The 23,675-nt window shown below is 54.0% G+C and carries 20 protein-coding genes; 12 read left to right on the forward strand and 8 right to left on the reverse strand.

What is annotated here, in order from left to right; all coding sequences use genetic code 11:
• Positions 1-238: 238 nt before the first annotated feature.
• Entirely contained in the window at positions 239-799 is a 561-nt protein-coding gene (locus tag RKA07_RS04265; RefSeq protein WP_200202586.1) for a cytochrome b, read from the forward strand.
• Positions 800-829: 30 nt separating this feature from the next.
• Positions 830-1,411: a YceI family protein gene (locus RKA07_RS04270; protein WP_200202585.1), complete on the forward strand. Its 582-nt coding sequence runs from the start codon at positions 830-832 to the stop codon at positions 1,409-1,411.
• Positions 1,412-1,447: 36 nt separating this feature from the next.
• Here the strand turns inward: RKA07_RS04270 and RKA07_RS04275 are convergent, their stop codons facing one another.
• Positions 1,448-3,085, reverse strand: coding sequence for a methyl-accepting chemotaxis protein (locus RKA07_RS04275; RefSeq protein ID WP_200202780.1), 1,638 nt, complete (start codon positions 3,083-3,085; stop codon positions 1,448-1,450).
• A gap of 107 nt (positions 3,086-3,192) precedes the next feature.
• Positions 3,193-3,456: a hypothetical protein gene (locus RKA07_RS04280; RefSeq protein WP_200202584.1), complete on the reverse strand. Its 264-nt coding sequence runs from the start codon at positions 3,454-3,456 to the stop codon at positions 3,193-3,195.
• Positions 3,457-3,737: 281 nt separating this feature from the next.
• Between RKA07_RS04280 and parC the strand changes: the two genes are divergently transcribed.
• Positions 3,738-6,059 (forward strand): DNA topoisomerase IV subunit A, encoded by a 2,322-nt coding sequence (parC, locus tag RKA07_RS04285; protein ID WP_200369061.1) that lies wholly within the window; start codon positions 3,738-3,740, stop codon positions 6,057-6,059.
• Entirely contained in the window at positions 6,056-7,288 is a 1,233-nt protein-coding gene (gene serB, locus RKA07_RS04290) for a phosphoserine phosphatase SerB (RefSeq protein ID WP_200202582.1), read from the forward strand. Before parC ends, serB begins: the two co-directional genes overlap by 4 nt.
• Positions 7,289-7,305: 17 nt before the next feature.
• Here the strand turns inward: serB and RKA07_RS04295 are convergent, their stop codons facing one another.
• From RKA07_RS04295 to epmB, 3 genes are all read right to left on the reverse strand, one after another.
• Complete coding sequence (locus tag RKA07_RS04295; protein WP_200202581.1) at positions 7,306-9,390, reverse strand: EAL domain-containing response regulator; 2,085 nt, start codon at positions 9,388-9,390, stop codon at positions 7,306-7,308.
• A gap of 198 nt (positions 9,391-9,588) precedes the next feature.
• Positions 9,589-11,397, reverse strand: a complete 1,809-nt coding sequence (locus tag RKA07_RS04300; protein ID WP_310965664.1) for a cyclic-di-GMP receptor FimW-related protein — start codon at positions 11,395-11,397, stop codon at positions 9,589-9,591.
• A gap of 225 nt (positions 11,398-11,622) precedes the next feature.
• Positions 11,623-12,672, reverse strand: coding sequence for an EF-P beta-lysylation protein EpmB (epmB, locus tag RKA07_RS04305; RefSeq protein ID WP_200202579.1), 1,050 nt, complete (start codon positions 12,670-12,672; stop codon positions 11,623-11,625).
• 45 nt (positions 12,673-12,717) lie between these two features.
• Between epmB and efp the strand changes: the two genes are divergently transcribed.
• Together efp and epmA are read left to right on the forward strand one after the other, a co-directional pair.
• Positions 12,718-13,290 (forward strand): elongation factor P, encoded by a 573-nt coding sequence (gene efp, locus RKA07_RS04310; RefSeq protein WP_200202578.1) that lies wholly within the window; start codon positions 12,718-12,720, stop codon positions 13,288-13,290.
• Positions 13,291-13,297: 7 nt separating this feature from the next.
• Positions 13,298-14,266, forward strand: coding sequence for an EF-P lysine aminoacylase EpmA (gene epmA / locus RKA07_RS04315; RefSeq protein ID WP_200202577.1), 969 nt, complete (start codon positions 13,298-13,300; stop codon positions 14,264-14,266).
• On the opposite strand, the gene asd is transcribed toward epmA, so the two are convergent.
• The gene (gene asd, locus RKA07_RS04320; protein ID WP_200202576.1) at positions 14,252-15,115 is read right to left on the reverse strand and encodes an archaetidylserine decarboxylase; all 864 of its coding nucleotides are present in this window, start codon (positions 15,113-15,115) and stop codon (positions 14,252-14,254) included. The genes epmA and asd overlap by 15 nt on opposite strands.
• 198 nt (positions 15,116-15,313) lie before the next feature.
• Here asd and motA point away from each other — a divergent pair, with 198 nt between their 5' ends.
• Together motA and motB are read left to right on the forward strand one after the other, a co-directional pair.
• Positions 15,314-16,165 carry a flagellar motor stator protein MotA gene (motA, locus tag RKA07_RS04325; RefSeq protein ID WP_310965665.1) on the forward strand — a complete coding sequence of 284 codons (852 nt, stop codon included), beginning with the start codon at positions 15,314-15,316 and terminating at the stop codon, positions 16,163-16,165.
• 25 nt (positions 16,166-16,190) lie between these two features.
• Complete coding sequence (motB, locus tag RKA07_RS04330) at positions 16,191-17,150, forward strand: flagellar motor protein MotB (protein WP_200202574.1); 960 nt, start codon at positions 16,191-16,193, stop codon at positions 17,148-17,150.
• A gap of 19 nt (positions 17,151-17,169) precedes the next feature.
• Here the strand turns inward: motB and rsgA are convergent, their stop codons facing one another.
• Positions 17,170-18,225 (reverse strand): small ribosomal subunit biogenesis GTPase RsgA, encoded by a 1,056-nt coding sequence (gene rsgA, locus RKA07_RS04335; protein WP_200202573.1) that lies wholly within the window; start codon positions 18,223-18,225, stop codon positions 17,170-17,172.
• Positions 18,226-18,461: 236 nt separating this feature from the next.
• On the opposite strand from rsgA, the gene orn reads away from it, so the two are divergent.
• Positions 18,462-19,004, forward strand: coding sequence for an oligoribonuclease (orn, locus tag RKA07_RS04340; protein WP_200369066.1), 543 nt, complete (start codon positions 18,462-18,464; stop codon positions 19,002-19,004).
• Here the strand turns inward: orn and queG are convergent.
• Positions 18,999-20,078, reverse strand: a complete 1,080-nt coding sequence (gene queG / locus RKA07_RS04345; RefSeq protein ID WP_200369586.1) for a tRNA epoxyqueuosine(34) reductase QueG — start codon at positions 20,076-20,078, stop codon at positions 18,999-19,001. The two genes, orn and queG, sit on opposite strands and share 6 nt — an antisense overlap.
• A 147-nt stretch (positions 20,079-20,225) precedes the next feature.
• On the opposite strand from queG, the gene RKA07_RS04350 reads away from it, so the two are divergent.
• The 3 genes from RKA07_RS04350 (at position 20,226) to RKA07_RS04360 (ending at position 23,673) form a co-directional block, all read left to right on the forward strand.
• The gene (locus tag RKA07_RS04350) at positions 20,226-21,779 is read left to right on the forward strand and encodes an NAD(P)H-hydrate dehydratase (RefSeq protein ID WP_200202571.1); all 1,554 of its coding nucleotides are present in this window, start codon (positions 20,226-20,228) and stop codon (positions 21,777-21,779) included.
• Positions 21,776-22,273 carry a tRNA (adenosine(37)-N6)-threonylcarbamoyltransferase complex ATPase subunit type 1 TsaE gene (tsaE, locus tag RKA07_RS04355; RefSeq protein ID WP_200202570.1) on the forward strand — a complete coding sequence of 166 codons (498 nt, stop codon included), beginning with the start codon at positions 21,776-21,778 and terminating at the stop codon, positions 22,271-22,273. Before RKA07_RS04350 ends, tsaE begins: the two co-directional genes overlap by 4 nt.
• Before the next feature lie 68 nt (positions 22,274-22,341).
• Complete coding sequence (locus tag RKA07_RS04360) at positions 22,342-23,673, forward strand: N-acetylmuramoyl-L-alanine amidase (RefSeq protein ID WP_200202778.1); 1,332 nt, start codon at positions 22,342-22,344, stop codon at positions 23,671-23,673.
• Positions 23,674-23,675: the final 2 nt, after the last annotated feature.

The raw sequence follows: 23,675 nt of genomic DNA on the forward strand, positions 1-23,675 counted from the left end.
CATGATCAATGTAGCCCCCGAAGGGGTGTTTCAAATGTGGAGTAAGTGTAGTTGATACAAGGAATTCGACAATGCGTACAATCCGAACGCGACCAAAGTCAAGACTTTTTTAAAGTGGATTTGGCTTGATCAAAATTTCTGATGATGGGGCGCAAAACATTCCGATTTCATTTGAGGGTGCTGCTTCCTATACTTTAGCTCTCAAACGTTCAGTGTGGATAAGGAGGCCCTGGTTGCTATGCAAATAAGAAATACACCCGCCGGTTATGGTTGGCTAGCCATAGTTGCTCACTGGCTTGTTGCTGTGGCAGTGCTGGGTTTGTTTGCTCTTGGTTTCTGGATGGTTGACTTGTCCTACTATGACGAGTGGTATCGACGCGGTCCGGACATTCACAGAAGTGTGGGTATTTTACTGTTTGCTCTGGTGATATTTCGGTTGCTTTGGCGGTTATTCACCCCATCACCGGAATCAATTCCTGCGCACAAGCGTTGGGAGGTTCTGAGTGCTCGTGCCGCTCACGGTCTATTGTATGTCCTGATATTTGTCGCCATGGTGAGCGGCTACCTGATTTCAACCGCTGATGGTTCATCCATCAGCGTATTTGGCTGGTTTGAAGTGCCATCGGTCACCGGCCAAATTAAAGGGCTGGAGGATACCGCCGGGTTGGTGCACTACTGGAGTACCTGGGCATTGGTTGGCCTGGCTGCTTTGCACGCCGCTGGTGCGTTGAAGCACCATTTCATAGACCGGGACGAAACCTTGCGTCGGATGTTGGTTCCGGCGCGTGGGGATGATTGAACATTTCTGTTTACTTAAAAGGAGAATATTATGAGGAAATTATTGCTCGCATCTGCTGTTTCCATGGCACTGGTGGGAAGTGTTCAGGCTAATGAAGCCAGCGGAACCTATGCGTTTGACGTAGAAGGTGCCCATCAGTTCATCACGTTCAAAATCTCCCATTTAGGCTACAGCTGGCTCTATGGGCGCTTCAACGATTTTGATGGCCAGTTTGTTTACGATGCAGAAAATCCTGAAAACAGCACCGTAAACGTAACCATTGATACAGCCAGTCTGGACTCCAACCATGCCGAACGCGACAAGCATTTGCGGGGCAAGGATTTCCTGAACGTGAGCAAGTTTCCGCAAGCGACCTTCAAAAGTAAGCGAGTGATCGTTGATGAAGACGGTGAGGCGGATGTTGTGGGTGATTTTACACTTCACGGTGTAACCCGCGAAGTAACCCTGGATGTGGAAATGCTGGGTCACGGCAAGGACCCCTGGGGTGGCTACCGCATGGGATTTGAGGCAGAAACCGAGCTGCGGCTTGAAGATTTTGGTATCCCTGCAAGCCTTGGCGAAGCCTCCGAGACTGTAGAAATTACTATCTCGATTGAAGGCGTTCGCCAGTAAATTGCGGGCTTGCCCCTGCCAGGGCAGGTTTCGGGGTTAAACCCGGAACCTGCCTGTTTGTTTCTCCAGTTCTCGTGCGTAACCGTCAAGTGACTGGCTGATGTTGTCAATGTCTTTTGATCGCGTCGCGCTTTCGGATGCCAAGTCGTTAATTTCTGTGATGCTGCGGTTAATCTCGTCAACCACCTGAGTTTGCTCTTCGGTTGCTGAGGCAACGCTGGTGTTCATGTCGGTGATTCTGGTCATTGCTTCGAGGATAGCATTTAACTGATGCTCGGCTTCCGATGCCAGTTTTACGGTTTCTGTTGCTTCCCGGCTTCCGGTTTCCATCACTGACACGATATCGGCAACGCCGGTTTGCAGTGCCTCAATCATAGCCTGAATGTCCTCTGTGGATTGTTGCGTGCGCTTTGCCAGGGTGCGAACTTCATCTGCAACCACTGCAAATCCACGCCCCTGATCGCCCGCTCGGGCAGCCTCAATGGCTGCGTTCAAAGCCAGCAAGTTTGTCTGTTCCGCAATGCCCCGGATTACGTCGAGTACCGAGGCAATATTGTCGGAGTCATCGGAGAGTTTGCGAATAACATCTACCGCTTTGGTGATTTGCGCTGACAGGCGACGAACCTGATCTGAAGACTTTCGGATAATGTCTGCGCTGGTATTGCCTTTGTTCTCTGCCTCTCTTGTGACATCGGCAGCCAAAGATGCATTGCCGGCCACCTCTTCTATAGCACTTTGCATTTCGTTTATGGCCGTCGCAACCATCGAAATGGCACCGGTTTGCTGGCTTACACCTTCATTGTTGTCGTTTGAGGCCTGACGCAGACTGTCTGCGCCCTGACTCAGTTCTATGGTCAGTTGTTGTATCGATGCCACCATGGACTGGAGGTTTTCCAGAACCTGATTGAAGCTCCTCGCCAAGGCGCCGAGATCGTCGTCCGTTTCGACAGGAATGCGGTGGGTCAGATCGCCTTCGCCTTGCGCGATGTTGTCCAGATGCTCCCTGAGCGTTGATATAGAGCGGATGATCATCCTCAGGACGACAATGAACAGCGCGATGCTGCCTGCAATTGCGATAACGGTAATTGTGAGAATTGCCACGGAGCTATTCTGGCCCTCATTCGATACAGCCAGTGCGCTTGCCTGAGCTTGATCATCTGCATGAGCGCCGACTTGGTCAAAATAGTTGCGGAGGGCTTCGAAGTGCCTGGTGGTTTCCGTTGCTGCAAGGCTTCTGGCTTTTTCCGGCTGGTCTTCTGCGGCCAGTTTGATGACGCTGCGTGCCGATTGCTCCCACTTCTTGAATGCAGTGTCAAAGCCCTGCTCAATGGCGGATACGCCCGTGCCTTCAAGTTGCTCCACGGTTTTCTCAAAACGCTCTCTGGCCTGGCCAGCATTTTCGTTAAACGCCGTAAGAAATCGGGAACCATCTTCGTTGTTGATTCTGGCGTCCACATACGACATTTGAGCCACCAGAGCCTGATAGAGGTCGCGATCTCCATTCAGGATGCGGCTAACGGATGTCAGGTAGGTATCGGCTATTCGTTCCGTACCCGAGACGAGGTTGCGAGTGGTACTAACGCTAAATAACCCTATAAAAATAAGGGCAATAGCGGTGGTGGCGAAAGGGAGGGCGATTTTTGAGCGTAGCCCGAAGCGATTGCCGGTGGTCATAGTGAGCTCTTGTGTCTGCTGATGATTTATTCAAATCATAGCAGCGCTGAGCCGGGTGTCAGGGTTTAATTGAGATGCAGATTGGGATAGATCGAGCTTTCAGGGGGTCAGGCGTCGGAATGCAGGCTTTGGTGTGGGTTTGCTGGTGCTTCCTGGTCGGTGCTGCAAGAACGGCAAAGGTGGCGTTGACGCCAGAACTGAGCAGCAAAAATAACAAGTCCTATAAGCAGGCCAGCCCAAAGGTAGGGTGCAGGAACCTGAAAGCTGCCACTGATTGCAAACTCAACAAGGAGCATCAGTACAACGGCTAATGCCGCATTTACTATCGCCGTAGTCAGCGCTTGCCCGCAGGCCTTTAGATTGGGTTTCATAGTGTTCCGCTTGTTTGAAGGGAAAACGGTCTTCTATTCATCAGTGGTTAGGAGCATACGGTGCACCTTACAGACTCTCCATGCGGGAATTCCGCTATTGGAAGGGGCCAGATAAGACGCGCAAGAGCTGTTCTGGCCAATATATCTGCAGGTTGTTGGTGTATCAGCTCTGCGCTCCATATAATGTCCCACTGCACCGGCCCCGTGATTATTCCGGGTGCACAGGGTAGCATCACGAACGTATTTCAAATCAGGCAATACAGGCAACAAAAGAGGCATCCATGCCAGAGTTTCAGACCACGGATGAAGGCTTTGAGCGGGTATCACTCAGGGATTACACCGAAAAAGCCTATCTCGACTACTCCATGTACGTCATTCTTGACCGCGCGCTTCCCAATGTCGGGGATGGGCTGAAGCCGGTTCAGCGGCGCATCATTTACGCCATGTCAGAGCTGGGCCTCAAATCTACCTCAAAATACAAGAAGTCGGCCCGAACCGTGGGTGATGTTCTTGGTAAGTTCCACCCCCACGGAGATAGCGCCTGTTATGAAGCCATGGTGCTCATGGCTCAACCCTTCTCCTATCGCTATCCGCTTGTGGACGGCCAAGGTAACTGGGGTGCGCCAGATGATCCCAAATCCTTTGCTGCCATGCGCTATACAGAATCCCGGTTGGCGCGCTTCTCTGATCTGTTGCTGACAGAGCTAGGCCACGGAACCGTAGACTGGGTGCCAAACTTTGACGGCACCATGGACGAGCCCTCAGTGTTGCCTGCAAGGCTGCCCCACGTGCTGCTTAACGGCACTACCGGCATCGCAGTGGGCATGGCGACAGACATACCGCCCCATAACGTAAGGGAAGTCACCGCGGCCTGTATCCGGCTACTGGATGAGCCCGACGCGACAGTTGACCAACTGTGCGAGCATGTTAAAGGGCCGGATTTCCCGACTAATGCGGAGATCATCACACCTCGCAAAGATCTGCTTCAGATGTACGAGACCGGCCGTGGCTCCTTGCGCATGCGTGCCCGTTGGGTGCGGGAGACTGGAGAGATTGTGGTAACGGATCTGCCACACCAGGTTTCGGGAAATCGTGTTCTCGAGCAGATTGCCCACCAGATGCAAACCAAAAAGTTGCCCATGGTGGCGGATCTCCGTGATGAATCGGACCATGAAAACCCGACCCGGCTGGTAATTGTGCCGCGATCGAACCGTGTGGATCTCGACGGGCTCATGGCGCACCTGTTTGCCAGCACAGATCTTGAAAAAACCTATCGCGTGAATATCAATGTGATCGGTAATGATGGCCGCCCTGGTGTGAAGGGTCTGCACCAGATGCTTACGGAGTGGCTGGCGTTTCGGCGTACCACGGTGACCCGTCGATTGCAGCACCGCCTCGATAAGGTTCTGGCGCGTTTGCACATTCTTGAAGGCCTGTTGATTGCCTACCTGAATATTGATGAAGTCATTCACATTATCCGCACGGAAGATAAGCCCAAATTAGTGTTTATGGAGCGGTTCGGGCTTTCTTCGGAGCAGGCCGAATCTATCCTTGAGCTGAAGTTGCGGCACCTGGCGAAACTTGAGGAAATGAAAATCCGCGGCGAGCAGGACGAGTTGGCCGCGGAGCGAGATGAGCTCCAGTCCATTCTGGGCTCCGAAACCCGCTTGAGTGATCTGATCAAAAGCGAGCTGCTGGCGGATGCTGAAGAATATGGCGACGATCGTCGTTCACCCATTGTTCAGCGTGAAGAGGCCAAGGCGTTCAGTGAGAATGATCTGGTTTCCAATGATCCGGTTACCGTTGTGCTGTCTGATAAAGGCTGGGTGCGGGCGGCCAAAGGCCATGATATAGATCCTGATGGGCTGAGCTACAAATCCGGAGACGGTTTTGCTCTGGCTGCCCGAGGGCGCAATAACCAGCAGACTATTTTCATCGACTCTACAGGCCGGGCTTATTCATTGATGGCCCATAGCCTGCCGTCGGCGCGAGGGCAGGGCGAACCGCTTACGGGGAGGATCAATCCACCGTCGGGGGCCAGTTTCTCAGGTCTCTTGATGGGTGACCCGGCTCGCAAGGCGTTGCTGGTGACCGACGGTGGTTACGGCTTTGTGACGTCATTGAACGATATGATCAGTAAAAACCGGAACGGCAAGGCAGTAGTCAGTGTGCCAAAGGGCGCGAAAATTATGCCGCCGGTGGTCATACCGGCGACCGACAAAAAGCTCTATCTGGGGGCAATCTCCAATGAGGGCAGAATGCTTGTGTTCCCTCTCAGTGAGCTACCGGAACTGAGTAAAGGTAAGGGCAACAAGATTATCAGCATCCCCTCCGCACGGGTGCAGAACCGCGAGGAGTATGTCGTAGCTGTAGCTGTGTTCGCCGAGGATGATCAGCTGGAAATTCGGGCGGGCAAGCGCAAGATGGGGCTGCAGTTTGCCGATCTTGAGCACTATATTGGGGAGCGCGGCCGGCGCGGGCACAAGTTGCCCCGTGGCTTGCAGCGTGTTGATGCGATTGAGGTTATCCCTTCGGCCGCCCGGGCAAAGGAAGAAGAAAGCTCCAAGTTGGAGAGTTCTGAAAATGGAGATTTCCAACCGTGAGTGAACTCGTTCTGATAAACGTATCCGGGCGCGACAAGCCCGGCCTTACGTCGGAGATTACCGGCATCATGGGCCGCTACGACGTTCGGATTCTCGACATAGGGCAGGCGGTGATTCACGATCACCTGACCTGGGGCATTCTCATAGAGATTCCCGACGAGTCCAAATCCTCCCCTGTAATCCGTGATTTGTTATTCCGCTTTCACGCGCTGGACCTTCAGGTGAGGTTTGCTCCGATCACTATTGAGGAATATCAGAACTGGGCGGAGGGCCGTAATCGAGCCTGTTATATCGTTACTTTGCTTTCACGGGACATCAAGGCTGAGCAGATCGCCAGAGTGTCTGCCATTACTGCCCGGCATGGATTGAACATTGATAATATTTCCAGGCTGTCGGCCAGGCCGTCACTTAACACCTCCAGCGACGGGATCGCCTGCGTAGAGTTCTCGGTTCGAGGCACGCCGTCAGATCTTGAGCAGCTCAGAGCAGATTTTCTGCATATAGCAGGCGAGATGAATGTGGATATCGCATTCCAGGAAGATTCTATCTTCCGCCGCAATCGCCGCCTGGTGGTGTTTGATATGGACTCCACGCTTATTGAAGCTGAAGTGATCGACGAGTTGGCAGTGGAGGCGGGTGTTGGTGAGCAGGTTGCAGAGATCACCGAGCGTGCCATGCAGGGTGAGCTGGATTTTAGCCAGAGCTTTGCTGAACGTCTTGCGTTACTGAAGGGCCTGGATGAATCTGTGTTGGAGCGGGTTGCCAGCAGGTTGAAGATGACGGAAGGTGCGGAGCATCTGATCCGGAGCCTGAAAGCCTTGGGCTACCGTACTGCAATTCTCTCCGGTGGCTTTACCTATTTCGCCAGGCACCTGCAGAACAAGCTGGGCATTGATTATATCTACGCCAATGAGCTGGAGATCCGGGATGGCAAGGTAACCGGTGAGGTTTCCGGCCAGATTGTCGATGGCAAGCGCAAGGCAGAGCTTTTACTGGAAATTGCGGGTAAAGAACACATTTCCCGGGAGCAGGTGATTGCAGTGGGAGATGGCGCCAACGACCTGCCCATGTTGAGCCAGGCTGGCTTGGGCGTTGCCTTTCGGGCTAAACCCCTGGTTAAGGAGTCTGCCCGGCATGCTATTTCAACGCTTGGTCTGGACGCTATTCTCTATCTGATAGGCTTCCGTGAAAGTGAAACCAACCAGGGGTTGAAGAACGCCGGCCTGTGAGCCGGCATTCTTCAGGCTCAGTGATCCCCGAAGTCGTAATTCATCTCGGCGGCGGGAGCTTGCAGGTAGTAGCCCTGAATGTAGTTCACTCCTGCCTGCCATAGAGTAGCAAGAACGCTGGCATTCTCTACCAGAGGGATAATGGTGAGTTTGCCAGCGCTTTGCAGGCTCTGTACCAATTCCTTCATCTGCTCCTTGGCTTTGTCGCTCTTCTGCAGTTCTTCCGTAAAAGACCCATCTATTTTTACGTAATCCGCATTTATGTGTTTCAGCGTAAGGAACGGATCCAGTGCGCAACCGAACTGGGCAATGGAAACCTTGCAGTGGAGTTCGTGCAGAGCTTTAGTTAGCTCCTTGGCGTGCTTCGTGTGGTTGTTTGCGTCGCCTTCGCGGATCTGGAAAACAAGCGAATCGCCCGGCAAACGGGCTGCCTTCAGTGCCACACTCAGCCAGGGTGTAAAGGTCTTGTCTTGCAGGGTTTCCGCCGTCACGTTTAGGAACATGCGGGTATCCTTGCCTTTTGCTCGGTGGGTGGCCAGCTGCTTTACAGACTGCAAGATAACCCATCGGTCAATTTTGATGGCAGTGTCGCTTGGCCCCATGGGAGGCAAGAAATCGTAGGGCGAGACTTCTTTCTCATCTTTGTCGAGCATTCGAACGAAAGCTTCGTAATGTTCTTCGCCTTCACCGCGAAGGTTGATAATTGGCTGGAACATGAGACGGAACCTGTCTTCATCCAATGCCTTCAGGATCGCATCAATCGAGTTGCTGTCATCCAGCGCTTCATGATCCACCGGGTTGTAAACCCCGATGCCATTGCCCTGAGAGTGACCTTCCTGCTTACGTACATCGGAAGAGGCAATGTGTGCCCGGGCCAGAAGCTCTTCGGTCTTGGGTGAGTTTTCAGTGATGGATGCAATGCCAATGCTGACAGTCAGGGGAACCGTGCGGCCGTTTATATCGAAGAGGTGCTCATCTATAGCTTTGCGAATCTGCTCACACCGAGCGATCATCGATTTTTCATCGCAGGGCAGGCACAGTAGTCCGAACGCGTCATCGCTCAGGCGTGCCAGCATGAGGTCATCCCCTGCCTGTTGCCTCAGGAGGCCTGCCAGATCTCCAAGCAGTAGATCTGCACCGGAAATGCCCACATCGCTTTTCATGGACATGAAATTGTCGAGAGCAATATAGGCCAGTGCGCCGGTTTCATTGTCTTTGCCGGCTTTGGCAATCGCCTGTTCGAGCTCTTTCATGAGGTATTGGCGATTATACAGCCCTGTAAGAAGGTCCTGGCTGCTGATCTCCCGCAGCTTCTCTTCAAGCTCGGCGTCGCTATGTTCAGGCTGCAAAACGATCTGAGTGCAGGCTTCGCCGTCGTAGGTTGCAGCAGACACTGACATGGTGACATTCAGTTCGTGGTCGTCACTGCGCCTGGTTGTGCAGTTTAGCGCCAAGCCATCCTCGCCATTCTCTGCAAAAGACTTCATGAAGGATCGGTAGTCTGCCTGGCTCTCGGGTGTCAGGGTATCCAGAACAGGGACGCACATCAGGTCATCAATGTCGTCGTAGCCGAGAAATTCCAGATAAGACTGGTTGGCATAAATATGCATGCCATCGTTGATGTAGGCGATGGCGTCTTTAGAGCTTTCCAGAAGAAGTTGGCAACGTTGCTCTGCTTCGCGCAGATGTGACTCCAACGCTCGGCGGCGGCGGCGGTCTTCAAGTGCTTTCAGTTCGCGTTTGACCGTGAGCACCAGAAGGTCGCTGTGCTCGAACTTTACCGTTCCCTGGGCGCCGGCCTTCATTACAGTAACTGTTCTTTCCCGGCTTTCCTCTTCTGTCAGAAACAGGCAAGGGATGTCTTTGTCCATGCGCTTTATCATGGCCAGAGCGGCGTCTGCCGTGAACTCCTGCTCCAGATCACGGGCCAATAGCAGATCCCAGTTGCCACTTTTGAGGGCTTCTTCCAGATCCTCTTCAGATGTAACGCGGTGTGCTCTTGTGGCTTTACCTGCGTTTCTCAGCAGGCTGATCAGGGACTCTGCATCGTTCTGTGAAGGGTCGAGAATCAGGAGGTGTACGGTCGGGTTCTGTTTCTGCATTCCTTAGGCGTCTCGTCATACAAGTTGGCGGGGCCGGCCACGGCAGAGGAGTGCTCTACCCTAGATACAGTATCTGATTGGAAACTGTGAGCTGGTGCTGCGAGACCGGACTGTCACTATCGCTATCGCTGAATGATGCAGGGGTTGCGGCTTAATAACAAGTCTCCGGCGGAATGCCGGGTATCCCACCGGAGAAGATCATAGCGAAGGCCACAAAGAATCAAAATCATCTTCACTGGCGCCTGCCGGCGACGAGGTGCTGGTAGGCGTGGGTGTTATGCTATTTTTCTGCAGTTTAAGTTCAAACTGGCTGATGCTGCCAGTTGAAGATACTTTTTTAATTAACTGCCCCTGATCTTCCCGGCCATCGTGCAGCATGGATACCCGGCTGCCGGGCTGAAAAGGCAATCTGGGAGTAATCAGGGTAGCGGCCTGGTTGACCACGCTGATCTCAGGTAAGAGAAGTCCGCGAAGATACTCGCTGCTGTTTCCAACCTTCTGGATCAAGCGAACACCACAGGGTGAGCCACTGGGTGCCAACAGTTCAATGCCGATCTGGGTTCCGTGGTTCTTGACCTGCCGAATCCAGCGAACCACCGCTATGCTCCAGGGGTGTGAGCGCTGTTCCCGAACACCAAGTATCTCTCCGGCTTGCATGGAGGGCGGAACGCTTGCCTCCCATGAAACGCAATAGCCACCAGGACTGGTATTTACCAATAATGTAGAGTGGGACTTTGGTCGGTTTTTATCGGTGGTGGGCGTAGGAGTATTTCCAAAACTGCCCCGAAAGTTGATTGGCGTGTCGGCTGCGTGCAGGTGCTCATCGCTAGGCGCCACATCATGAGCGCTACCCCAGGCATCTTCACGCTTGCGGGATTTGCGGATGAAAACGTTCTCTTCATCCTCAGGGCCGTTGTCATTGCCGGTTACGAACTCTGTAAACGACTTTTCGCCTGCAATGAAATAGTGAGCCGCGGTCAGCCCTACACATACCTCGAGTGTTCCCTGGCTGGCAATCCGATTGAAGTTTCTCTTTGCCAAAATACCCAGAGCCTGGCTCAGGTGCGTGAGGAGTGTTTCGTTCACGTTGCCCGGAATCTTCAGCGTGTCCGGGGCAGGCTGCTGGCGGAGCCTCGCATCCAGGCTCGCGGAAATCATGGTCGCCAGTTCTCTGGTGTCGAAACCGAAGCTTTCGTCGCCAGGTTTGTGCTCAAGCAGGCTTCTGTAAACCGGGGAGTTATCCCGCTCCAGGTTCACAACAAAAAGGCTGTCTTCGCCAATGTTGGTTCCACACTGAGAGTGCGCTGTCCAGCCCTCAAACAGGACGTAGGCTTGAAGTAGCTCGGTTTGCCTGAGCTGGTTTGGCCTGGCGCAACCGAGAAGAAGCAAGCGCTTGTAGCTGTCTGCGACTGTGCTGGCTGGTCTTAGTTTCAGGGTGCTGTCTTCTACTGCCATTTCGGTGAGCTTGTTGCGATGAGCAAACCGGAACATGCGATGGCACTCAAGCCAGCTTTGAGCCGGGCTGGGGCAGTAGAGCTGGTGTGAGCGCAAAATGGTCGAGGCAAGTTCAGACGTCGCCCGATGAATGGCTGTTGCAATCAACTTACGGTTTTTATCAAGCCCGCCCTCGTCCAGAGCTTCGAGAAGGCAGAGTTTGTAGCCGCCGGCGAGGTGCAGTTGAAGTGCCTGACACAGATTGGCAATTTTGCGCTGCTTCTCAGGCAGGGCGATTGCGAGCCCCAAATAATGGCGTGATAGCTCATTGCACACGAAATGAATCTTGTCACGAACCAGCTCAAGAAACTGAAGGCGTTGCTGGGGCGCAAGAAACAGGTGGTTCAGCTCGATGATCGCGTGATAGAGCTGGCGTGACACTTCGCCAATATTGGCCATAGGGAGCTGGTCAATCCAGGCTTTGAAGGCCTTGGGCGTAGTATCGCAGAACGACAGACTTGCCGTTTTCTGCTCGGGAACACGGAGATCGGGTTTGAGGATCGTGCCTTCCATGAATATGCGCCAATATCAGGACAAGGTTTGGTAATACGGCTCCGCTCAACCTTTGCAGCGATAACTGCTGTAATGCGTCGATTGATCAGAAAAACGCCGTAAATACATATTTCTACAATTCAGACAGTACTGGACTTTAAAATAGCAAACTAGTGCAAGAAAGCTAGAAAATCACATGTTGACAATATTTGACATCTTAATTTTGACAGGTTCAGTCTTGTGGCCTCAACGACCATCGACAAACAGATCAATGGGTGTTTTTGCAGGCTTTCCCGGGACTTCACGAACCAGTCTTGGTACCAGAAAGCCGGGTAGCCTGGAGAGTAGGTCCTTAACCAGTAATCTGGCTTCTTCATCCGTAACATCAAAATGCTGTGCGCCAGCGACCGGATCAAACGCATGAAGGTAGTAGGGCATAATGCCCGCGTCAAATAGTGTTTCGCTCAGGTTCTCCAACACTTCCGCATCATCGTTGACTCCCCTGAGAATAACGCTCTGGTTTAGCAGAGTTACGCCGGCTGCGCGAAGATAACCCATGGCGCGCCGGGTTGGCTGATCGATTTCTGCCGGGTGGTTAATGTGCAAGACCATCACAACTTGCACCGGCGTATTGCTGATCCACTTAAGCAGTGCATCACACACACGCTGCGGTATGACGACAGGAAGACGGGTGTGAATGCGGATGCGGCGAATGTGAGGGATGCTGCTGATCGCGGAAGCCCACTGGGACAGCAGTTGATCGTTAACCGCGAGAGGATCTCCGCCGCTGAAAATTATTTCATTGATTTCCGGGCTTGCCGCAAGCGTATCCAGGACCTGTTGCCGATCAGCAGGGCTCAGGCGCTGTTCGCCATAAGGGAAGTGCCGACGGAAACAGTAGCGACAGTTGATAGCACACTGCCCCGTTACCATCAGTAGGGCACGGCTGCGGTACTTGCGGATGAGGCCTGTTGTCTGGATGGCCCCGTCTTCCTGCAGTGGGTCGGTAACGAAACCCTGCGCTGCACTTGTCTCAGCGTGGAGTGGCAGAACTTGCCGCAGTAGCGGATCTGCCGGGTTGCCTTTTTCCATTCGATCCAGAAACGGCTCAGGCACCCTTAGCTGAAATAGTTGGTGCCCAGCCTCAGCACCTGCCAGCCATTTATCAGCGGGCAGGCGCAGGCGCGACAGTAATTCCTGCGGTGAAGTGATCGAGTCGGAAAGCAGCTGTTGCCAGCTCCGATTATCATCTCCTGAAAGCCGGGCTTCTATAGAGGTAGGGGTTCGCTGTATCATAGAGGCCTTTGAAAATTAAACAGCATTTTGGCAGGTGGACATTTCATGGCTTCATATTCTACCAACGAATTTCGCGGCGGTCTTAAAGTATTGCTGGATGGCGACCCCTGCATTATCGTCGAGAACGAAATTGTAAAGCCCGGTAAGGGACAGGCGTTTAACCGGGTCAAGCTACGCAACCTGATGACCAACCGCGTGTGGGATCGCACCTTCAAGTCTGGCGAAAGCCTCGAAGCGGCCGACGTTATGGATCAGGATATGGAATATCTCTACACCGATGGAGAATTCTGGCACTTCATGCTCACCGATGGCTCCTTCGAGCAATACGCTGCAGATGCAAAAGCTGTGGGCGACACTATCAAGTGGCTCAAAGAGCAAGACGTCTACACGGTTACTCTCTATAACGGCGCGCCGCTGACTGTCACTCCGCCAAACTTTGTTGAGCTGGAAGTGGTTGAGACTGACCCGGGCATGAAAGGTGATACAGCGCAGGGCGGCTCCAAGCCTGCAACCTTGTCTACTGGCGCAGTTGTGAGCGTTCCCCTGTTCATCACCATCGGCGAAGTGCTGAAAGTGGACACCCGTTCCGGTGAGTACATGAACCGGGTGAAAAGCTGATTCCTACATGAAAAATCAGCCTGATTGGCAGCCCACTGCCTCCCGGGCAGCCTTGAAAAGCCGCGCACAACAATCAGCCTTTGTGCGCGGCTTTTTTGCCCAGCGCGATGTATTGGAAGTTGAAACCCCCATACTGGGCCGCTGCGGCGTAACCGAGCCCAACCTTGATGGCGTATTTGCGCAGATAGATGCACAGGGTATAAAGGGCGGCTGGCTACAGACCTCCCCCGAGTACCACATGAAGCGCCTGCTCGCCGCAGATTCGGGTGCTATCTACCAGATCTCAAAAGTCTTTCGAAACGGCGAACGCGGCAGCCGCCATAACCCTGAATTCTCCATGCTGGAATGGTACCGCACAGGCTTTGATGACAAGGCCCTTATGGAAGAAGTCGCCGACCTTGTATGCGGTTGGCTGCAATGCCCCAGACCACAGGTGCTAAGCTACCGCAAAGCAATGATCACCTGGGCCGGAATCGACCCCTTTGTGGTATCAAAAAACGACCTGCACCAGCGTTGCCGTGAGTGGCTAGAGCCCGAACAACTGGAAGACCTCAGCCGTGACGGCTGCCTCGACCTGCTAATGAGCTTCGCCGTCGAGCCCAACTTGGGCACTGAAGCACCCGTATTCATAAACCAATACCCGTCCTCACAAGCCTCCCTGGCCAGACTCTCCAGCGTAGACGGCTTCGACGTAGCTCACCGCTTCGAGCTTTACATCGACGGTATCGAGTTATGCAACGGCTACTGGGAGCTCACCCACTCAGACGAACAACGCGCCCGCTTTGAGGCAGACAACCGTTTGCGAATCGCTAATGGGAAGCCTGAAATGGAGATTGATGAAGCCTTTCTGGCGGCAATAGAACACGGCTTGCCAGACTGCGCTGGCGTGGCTCTAGGGCTTGATCGTCTGCTGATGTTAAAAGTGGGAGCCCGCAACATAGCAGACGTCTTGGCATTCCCACTAGAGAGGGCTTGAGAGCTCCCCAAATGCCTCGCCCATGCGAACCACTTTCTCCGCTGCCTGATCCGCATTCCAGTGAATACTGCCCTTAGGCATAACCATTACCACCGTAGAGCCCAAACGGAAACGCCCCATTTCCTCGCCTTTGGCAAACGAAATCGCACTCTCACCCTCATAGGCAATCGTTGTAACGCCACTGCTATTTGGTGCCACAATCCCTGCCCAAGGCGTCTCCACACTTCCCACAATCATTGCGCCCACAAGCACCAGCGCCATGGGGCCGGCTGCCGTATCAAACATACACACAACCCTCTCATTTCGCGCAAACAGATTAGGCACATTCTCCGCAGTCACCGGATTTACCGAAAAAAGCTTACCGGGAACATAAACCATCTCCCGGAGCGTACCTGCCATAGGCATGTGAATGCGGTGATAGTCCTTGGGCGAAAGATAGATAGTAGAAAATTCGCCGCCGTGGAAAGGCTCTGCCCGCTGGGTATCGCCTCCCAGCAGTTCCAGCAGGCTGAAAGATTGCCCCTTCGCCTGGAAAACCCGATCGCCGGCTATTTGGCCAATCTGGCTGATGGCGCCATCTACCGGGCTTACAAAAGTGTTCTCGCCTCCGGCAACCGGACGCAGGCCAGGTTTGAGTGCGCGGGTAAAAAATGCATTAAAGCTCGGGTAAGCGGTTGGGTCCTGCTCCACGGCTTCGCTCATATCCACACCATAGCGCTTCACAAACCACTTGATTACCCGGTTTTTGAGCGCAGGATTGCGATCATTATCCGCCAGGCGGCCTGCAGCGCGGGAAAGCGCAAGCTGCGGAGTGACGTATTGACTCAGAATAAACAGCTTGTCGAACATTTAATTGAGATCCTCTGTGCTCAAAGGCGCGAAGTTTAACAAATACTGCTGCAAGAGTGTTGAGCAGGAGGTTGCATGTATAGAAATTGTTTCATGGCTTCGCGGATACTGCAGAGGCTTGCTATCATCAGACCATAAAAGCCGCGATCGACATCGGCGCTAGCCTGTAACCACAATATAAAGGCGTACGTCTTACCTATGCTACTTATTATCGGCTCAATCATCGTTATCGCCAGCGTTCTTGGTGGCTACGTTCTTCATGGCGGCAACCTGATGGTGCTTTGGCAGCCCACTGAGCTGCTCATTATCTTCGGTGCAGCCCTCGGCTCATTTATCATTGCCAATCCGCTGCACACCGTGAAGGAAGTGTTTGCTGGCATTATGCGCTTGCTGACAGGTTCCCCATTCAACAAATCCTACTACATGGATTTACTGAGTTTGCTCTACGAGGTTTTTGATAAATCCCGCAAGCAGGGGGTTATGTCTATCGAAGAAGATATTGATAACGCTGAATCCAGCGCGATATTCAGCCGTTACCCGGCCATTATGAAATCAAAAGCCTTGCTCGACTTTATCACAGACTATCTCCGCATCATCAGCGCCGGAAACATGGCTACCCATGAGCTGGAGGGCATGATGGAGAACGAGATTGACAGTCGCCAGCACGAGCTTGAAGAGCCGGCCCATGCCGTAAATAAAATTGCGGACGCCTTGCCCGGTCTGGGTATTGTGGCGGCAGTGCTTGGTATTGTGATCACCATGAATTTTCTGAGTGAAGGCCCCGAGCGCATAGGTTTGAGTGTGGCAGCGGCATTGGTGGGCACCTTCCTTGGTATCTGGATGGGCTATGGCTTTGTCGGGCCAACCTCTATCGCTATGGAGCATGCTGCAAAATACGAACTCAAAGCTTACGAGTGCGTCAAATCTGCCATCGTTGCGACGGTCTCCGGACAGGCCCCTCAAATGGCCATCGAGTTTGGTCGAAAAGCATTACCTACGGATAAGCGACCTGGGTTTCAGGAACTGAACGACCATGTGCGTGCAAAATAACGCAGGCTGAGCCCGGAGTATATTTGTGGAACAGCAGCCGATAATCATCAAACGCAAAAAAGTCATCGCCGCGGGCCACCATGGTGGCTCCTGGAAAGTGGCATTTGCCGACTTCGCAACGGCGATGATGGCTTTCTTTCTTGTGCTCTGGCTCACCGCAACTGCATCGCCAGAGCAGATAAAAGCAGTGGAAGGCTATTTTCGCGACCCCGTCGGTTTTACGGAAGGTGGTACGCCCAACCCTGTAGACCTCGGAGGCAGTGCGTCTGTTGTCAATGAAACCAGTCAGGATATTGCGCCAGACGCCATGGAGATTGCAGATGAGGTGGTTGATACCTTGTCAGAAACCCTTGAGCAGCGTCGCATGGAGGAGTTGTTTCAGGAGTTGAAACAGCGAATTGAAGAGAACGAAACCCTGAGGGAGTTCAAGGACCAGCTGCTGATTGATATCACGGATGAAGGGCTGCGGATCCAGATTGTGGATCGCTCTGGACGCCCCATGTTCGACATCGGCAGGGCCGAACTGAAGTACTACTCACAGGAAATTCTGTTCGAGTTGGCCAAAACCCTCGGAGCCGTAGACAACAAGCTCAGTATCACTGGCCATACCGATGCCACCCCCTTCGGTGGGCGCCCTGGCTACACCAACTGGGAACTCTCGGCGGACCGAGCCAACACAGCTCGCCGGGCCTTGGTTGCCGGTGGCGTTCGAGCCCAACAGATTGCCCGGGTAGTGGGGCTGAGTGATTCCGTACTGTTTGACCAAGACGAGCCCACCGCGCCGGTAAATCGCCGGATTTCCATCATCGTACTTAACAAGAAAACCGTGAGTAGCATTCACAGCAGTGCCAGCGCCAAAGGGGCACCTCTGATTGACCTCACGGTTCCTTCGGAAGACGAGCAGAAAAAAGCCATGGAAAAATTGGAAAGTGGCGACTGGCAGAAGGAAAGAGAAGAGCCTGCTCCGGGCGAACTAAACTGGTAGATCGCCCTGTATCAGAGAGTCAGTCGACTTTTAATCCCCGCGATTGCTGCTCAGCCATATCCTGCAGAATACGATGAAAGCTACGGCGGCGTTCAGGGCTGAGTTTTCCGGATTCTGCAGCCCCATCGATGGCACACCCCGGATCACCCATGTGCCTGCAATTGCGGAACTTGCAGTAACCGATCACCTCACGAATCTCCCGAAACCCGTATTCAATTTCCTGCGGCGTCATGTGCCAGAGGCCGAACTCCCGAATACCCGGAGAATCGATCAGATCACCACCCATTGGCAGATGGAACAGCTTCGCTGTAGTGGTGGTGTGAACGCCCTTGCCGGTGCTCTCAGAAACCGCTCCCACACGAATCGCCTCGTCGGGCATCAGTGTTTGAATAATCGACGACTTACCAACACCTGACTGACCCACGAATGCACTGGTTTTACCCTTAACCAGCGCTTCAACCTCCGGCGAAGGCGCGCCATCGAACTGCATGGCAGACGTGCGCACAATTTCATAACCCAAAGCCGCATAACGCGCCAGCAGAGCATCAATCTGCTCCCGGTTTTGATCGGTGATCAAATCCGTCTTGTTCAGCAGAATCACCGCTGGAATATCCGTAATCTCAGAGGCAACCAGATACCGGTCAATCAAATTGTCGTGGGGCTCCGGCTCTGGTGCAATCACCAGAATAATATGATCAATATTCGCCGCGACCGGCTTCACCGCACCAAAGTTATCCGGCCGCTGCAGCAAATTATCACGCTCGCAGCGGGCAACAATCACCCCGGTTTCATTCTTGCCTGGCCGCCAAACCACCCGATCACCCGTCACCAGGCTGTCGATATTCGCCCGAACGAAACAACGTACAACATCGCCTTTGCGCTCACCTTCCAACGCCTCAACATCCAGCTGTTGCCCATAGTGAGCAATAATCAGCCCTTCCTGCTCAGGCCCCAGCTCACCTGCATCGGCCTGCGCCTGAACTGACTTTTCTTTACGAGCTGCGCGTGCTGCCCGCTCCTCCTGAATCTTTTTGATCCGGAATTGCTGTTGCTTGTTCAGTTGCCGTTTTGCCATAAGGTCTCTGTTAACACGGATGTAAGTAGTGACGTTGCTATGCCATCATACGGCATTGCTAGTTCTTTACGGTATAGCACCGAATTTTGGGGCAGGGGTGCGGAGCATTCTCCGGGAATGCCGGCGGCCAAGGATGGCCGACGACAAGCGCACATGGATGTGCTCGTAGCGGTTCCCGGTAGGTAGAAGGCAGCTCCACCTACCACCGATGTTTGATGAATAATGAGGAAAAAAGAATGTCAGCAGGCAACCACCTGGTTTGGATCGATCTGGAAATGACCGGCCTTGATCCGGAAAAAGAACGCATCATCGAAATGGCCACCATCATCACCGATTCCGAACTGAACCTGGTGGCTGAAGGCCCAGTCATCGCAATACACCAGCCCGACAGCCTGCTCGATGCCATGGACGAATGGTGCACCCGCACCCACGGCGAAAGCGGCCTCGCCAAGCGCGTTCAGGAAAGCAAAATCTCAGAAGCCGAAGCCGAGCAACAAACCATCGCCTTCCTGAAAGAATACATGGAAAAAGGCCAGTCCCCCCTGTGCGGCAACAGCATAGGCCAGGACCGCCGCTTCCTCGTGAAATACATGCCAGAGCTGGAAGACTTCTTCCATTACCGCAACCTCGACGTCTCCACCGTAAAAGAGCTGGCCCGCCGCTGGCGCCCAGACGTACTCGAAGGTGTGAAAAAGAAAGGCAGCCACCTGGCACTCGACGACATCCGCGACTCCATCGAAGAGCTGCGCCACTACCGCGAGCACTTCTTCAAGCTATAAACCGTGCCGGGCCAACGCCCACCGAACATGCTCGCGGACCATCTCGGAAGAGTGGTCTGCGCGCTGTTTAAGCGCCTCAATCACCGGAATCGTCGAAGGCGCATTACCCAGCCCAACTGCCAGATTGCGCAGCCAGCCCTCATATCCCGTGCGGCGAATAGCCGACCCCTCGGTACGCTTCAAAAACTCCTCTTCAGTCCACAAAAACAGCTCCGCTAACGAACTGTTATTCAAACCATGCCTGGGCTGAAAATCATCTTCCTGGGTCGGCTTCTTGAACTTCTGCCAAGGACACACCAACTGGCAGTCATCACAACCAAACACCCGATTGCCCATGGGCGCGCGCAATTCTTCCGGAATACTGCCCTTGAGCTCAATGGTGAGATAGCTAATGCAGCGCCGGGCATCCAGTACACGAGCGCCCACGAACGCATCGGTAGGGCACATTTCGAGGCAGGCAGAGCAGCTGCCACAGTGATCGGTTTCAAAGGCTGGGTCTACCGGCAGTGGCGCACTGGTGAATATTTCTCCCAGAAAAAAGAAAGAGCCCGCCTTCGGATGAATTAGCATGTTGTTCTTACCGATCCAGCCAAGCCCCGCTCTTTGCGCGAGTGCTCGCTCCAGTACGGGAGCGCTATCTACAAAGGCTCTGTGGTCATAGCCGCTTACCGCATCGTCAATCTTCTTCGCCAGAGTTGCCAGCCGCTTCCGGATCAGCTTGTGGTAGTCACGGCCAAGCGCATAGCGAGTTATATAGGCCCCTTCCCGGTTAGTAAGTGCTTCTTTCGGGCTGTCTGGCGTGGGCATGTAATCCATGCGTACAGAGATAACGCGGGTAGTTCCTGGCACCAATGACTTCGGGGTATAGCGCTTGTCCCCGTGGTGGCCCATGTATTCCATCTCTCCCTGATAGCCTTTTTCGAGCCAATCCTGCAGGCGTTGGGCATGCTCACCGGTATCTGCTGTTGTAATGCCAGCATCGGAGAACCCGAGTTCTTTTGCCCATTGCCGGATAAGTGGTGGTAAATCAGCCAGTTCCGGCACTGGGGAAATGTCCTTGCCTGTTGTGCTCATAAGTACCACTGATGTGTCCGCCATGCCGAAGCCGGGGGTACAGATATTTAATTTGATTAAGTTATGACCTTTTCCGCGGTTTTGCTATGCTTTACAGATAGCTGGCCAATTTTCTTAAACCGGTTTCTGTAACGGGAGCAAAGGCTCATGCCACAGCACGCTGGAGGCAGTTTATCAGATGCGCTGTTTTCCGCCGATTCTGTGCGCCGTATTGATCAGTATGTTATTGAACAGTTGGGTGTTGATGGGTTTGACTTGATGCAGTCGGCCGCCCATGCAGCCTTCCACAGGCTGGCTTTGCGCTGGCCCGGGGTGGAGCCCTTACTGGTTTTGTGCGGTGCAGGAAATAACGGCGGTGATGGCTACCTGATAGCGGCAAACGCCCTGCGGGACGGTATGGCTGTGCATTGTGTTGCGGTTGCTCCTACCGGGAAACTGAGTGGGGATGCTCGCAAGGCCTGGCAAAAAGCGGTAGCGGATGGCGTGGAAGTTCGGGAGTTGGCAGATATTGGCGACGCCGAGCTGGGAGCTCTGTTTGAGCGCTCCGGGCTTGTTGTTGATGCCATGTTAGGTACTGGTGCTTCCGGCGCCCCCAGAGAGCCCATTTCCGGCATTATTGCTCGCACCAACGCGTCCGGGCTCCCGGTTTTGGCAGTGGATGTACCTTCTGGCCTGAATGCCACAACCGGCGCCGCCAAAGGCGAAGTGGTTCAAGCTGCGATGACTGTTACGTTTATCGCCCGCAAGTTGGGGCTATACACTGGGCAGGGCCCTTCAGTTTGTGGTGGTGTGGTGTTTGAGCCATTGGGTACAGACACGAACGCCGGAGAAACACCGGTGGCGAGGCTTCAGAACTGGGGCTCTGTGCAGAATTGGTTGCCCGGGCGCCGGGCGAATGCCCACAAAGGGCAGTTTGGGCATGTTCTGATAGTGGCAGGCGATCGAGGCTTTGGCGGTGCAGGTATATTGGCAGCCGAAGCTGCTGCTCGCTCCGGAGCAGGGTTGGTTTCATTGGCGACGCGTCCTGAGCATGTAACTGCAGCGCTGGCGCGCTGCCCGTCGGTTATGGTCCACGGCGTGATACATGGCTCGGAGTTGCCTTCGTTGCTGGCAGCAGCAACCGTTGTGGTTTGTGGGCCGGGAATGGGACAAAGCGCCTGGGGCCAACAGATGCTGCAGCAGGTTGTAGAAAGCGGAAAGCCACGAGTTCTGGATGCAGATGCACTAAACCTGCTCTCAAAGCGAGTGGCTGTGCCGGCTAATAATCAGATTCTGACGCCGCACCCGGGTGAGGCCGCCAGGCTGCTGAATTGTCTGGTGCCGGAGATAGAAGCGGATCGCCTGGCTGCGACCCACAGGCTGCAGTCCATTTATGGCGGAGTGGTTTTGCTCAAGGGTGCGGGTACGGTTATCGCCTCTGGCGAGGGGGCGGCAGATGTGGCCATTGGGAGCAACCCTGGCATGGCCACGGGAGGCATGGGCGATGTGCTATCGGGAGTTATTGGTGCGCTGTATGCCCAAACGCCTGAGTTGCCGGCGCAAGCTGCCGCAATGGGTGCTGTCGTCCACCTTGAGGCCGCAACCAGAGCATCAGTGAAAAAGGGGTATATGGGATTGATACCCACGGACGTAATCGATGTCTTGCCGCAGGTTTTCCGGGAAGCAGAGCCGGGCGCTGGCTGCGACAAGGGGGATGAATGACTGTTTTTGGGAACGAGCGCCGTTTTTTTCTGGACGGTGAGGCCGAAACCGAGGGCTTGGGTCGCGAACTCGCCCGCTTGGCGAAAGAGTCGGGCCAGGGGGTGATTATATTCCTGGAGGGTGATCTGGGCATGGGTAAAACCACGCTCAGTCGCGGAGTTATTCAGGCGCTTGGGCACGAGGGTGCGGTGAAAAGCCCCACCTATACGTTGGTTGAGCCATACGAAGATTTGACCCCTCCTGCTTATCATTTCGATTTTTACCGGTTGGGCGATCCGGAAGAGCTGGAATACATGGGCATCCGGGATTATTTTACAGGTCAGAGTGTTTGCCTTATTGAATGGCCTGAGCGTGGCGAAGGCATGCTTCCAGAGCCCGATCTCGAAATCCAACTTGAGTACCAGGGCGAAGGGCGGTCGGCAGTGATTCGGGCACGCTCCGAGCTGGGTGCGTCACTATTGAATGAACTGGAACTGATTGGGCCGGACCATTAACGGCCGAAACTGGACAGCAGAATAAACAGGCTCGCTGCATGAAAAGACATACGCTTACGATAAACGCAATGGTGGCCCTGGCGTCCATTTGCCTGCTGGTGGCATCCCTGCATGTACAGGCCGGTGCCCAGGTAGAAGGTATTCGTATCTGGCCAGCTCCGGATCACACGCGTTTGGTGCTGGATACCGAAGGCAAGGTTGAACACAACATGTTTGCGCTGAGCAACCCTTCGCGGCTGGTTATTGATCTCAAAAACACCCGGCTGAAAACAGATTTTGACAAGCTCGACCTGGCCGGTAGCCCAATCCGCCGCATTCGAAGTGCACCACGCAACGGTACCGACCTGAGAGTGGTTCTTGATTTGGCTAACGACATCAAACCCAGAAGCTTCCAGCTTGAGCCCAACCAGCAGTATGGCCATCGTCTGGTGCTGGATTTGATCGACGAGAGTGGCAGTCGCCTGGATAAAGCGACCCAGCCAACGGTCACTCACGACTCAGCGGGCAAGCGCGATGTGATTGTGGTTATTGATGCAGGCCACGGCGGGGAAGACCCGGGTGCTATTGGCCCCAGAGGTACCAGGGAAAAAGATGTGGTGCTGAAAATGGCCCTTATTCTCAAGGATATGATCGATAAACAGCCAGGCTACAGCGCCAAGCTGACACGTACTGGTGATTATTATATCGGCTTGAGGAATCGCACTATTCTGGCTCGCAAGTATAGTGCTGATCTATTTGTATCCGTACATGCTGATGCCTTCCGCACGCCGCAGCCCAAAGGTGCTTCTGTGTTTGCCTTGTCTCAGCGCGGTGCCACCAGTGAGACAGCACGCTGGTTGGCTCAGAGTGAAAATCGTTCTGATTTGATTGGAGGTACCGGTGGTGTGTCGCTCGACGGCCGGGATGACATGCTGGCGGGTGTTCTGCTAGATCTTTCCATGACCGCCAGCATCAATGCGAGCCTGGGTGTGGGAAGCTCCATACTGGGCGAGCTCAATGGTGTAACGCACCTGCATAAGCCCGGTGTGGAGCAGGCGGCGTTTGCGGTTCTCAAATCCCCGGACATTCCTTCCATTCTTGTAGAGGCGGGCTTCATCTCCAACCCCCAGGAAGAGAAAAACCTGTCTACAGACTGGTACCGCAAGAAGCTCGCTGGGGCCATAGTTAAAGGCATTAATCAGTATTTCCAGAAAACGCCTCCGCCAGGCACCTTGCTGGCCTGGCAGAAGCAGAATGGCCAGGGCAGTGGGCGCATAAGCCAATACCGGGTTCGAAGTGGCGACACCTTGTCGGGAGTGGCACGTGACAACCAGACAACGGTTAGTGAGTTGATGCAGTTTAACGGCCTGAGGGATGACCGTGTTATGGTGGGCCAAACCATTCGTATCCCTTCATCCTGAAC

The organism is Marinobacter xiaoshiensis, assembly GCF_031631795.1.
GTDB lineage: Bacteria > Pseudomonadota > Gammaproteobacteria > Pseudomonadales > Oleiphilaceae > Marinobacter > Marinobacter xiaoshiensis.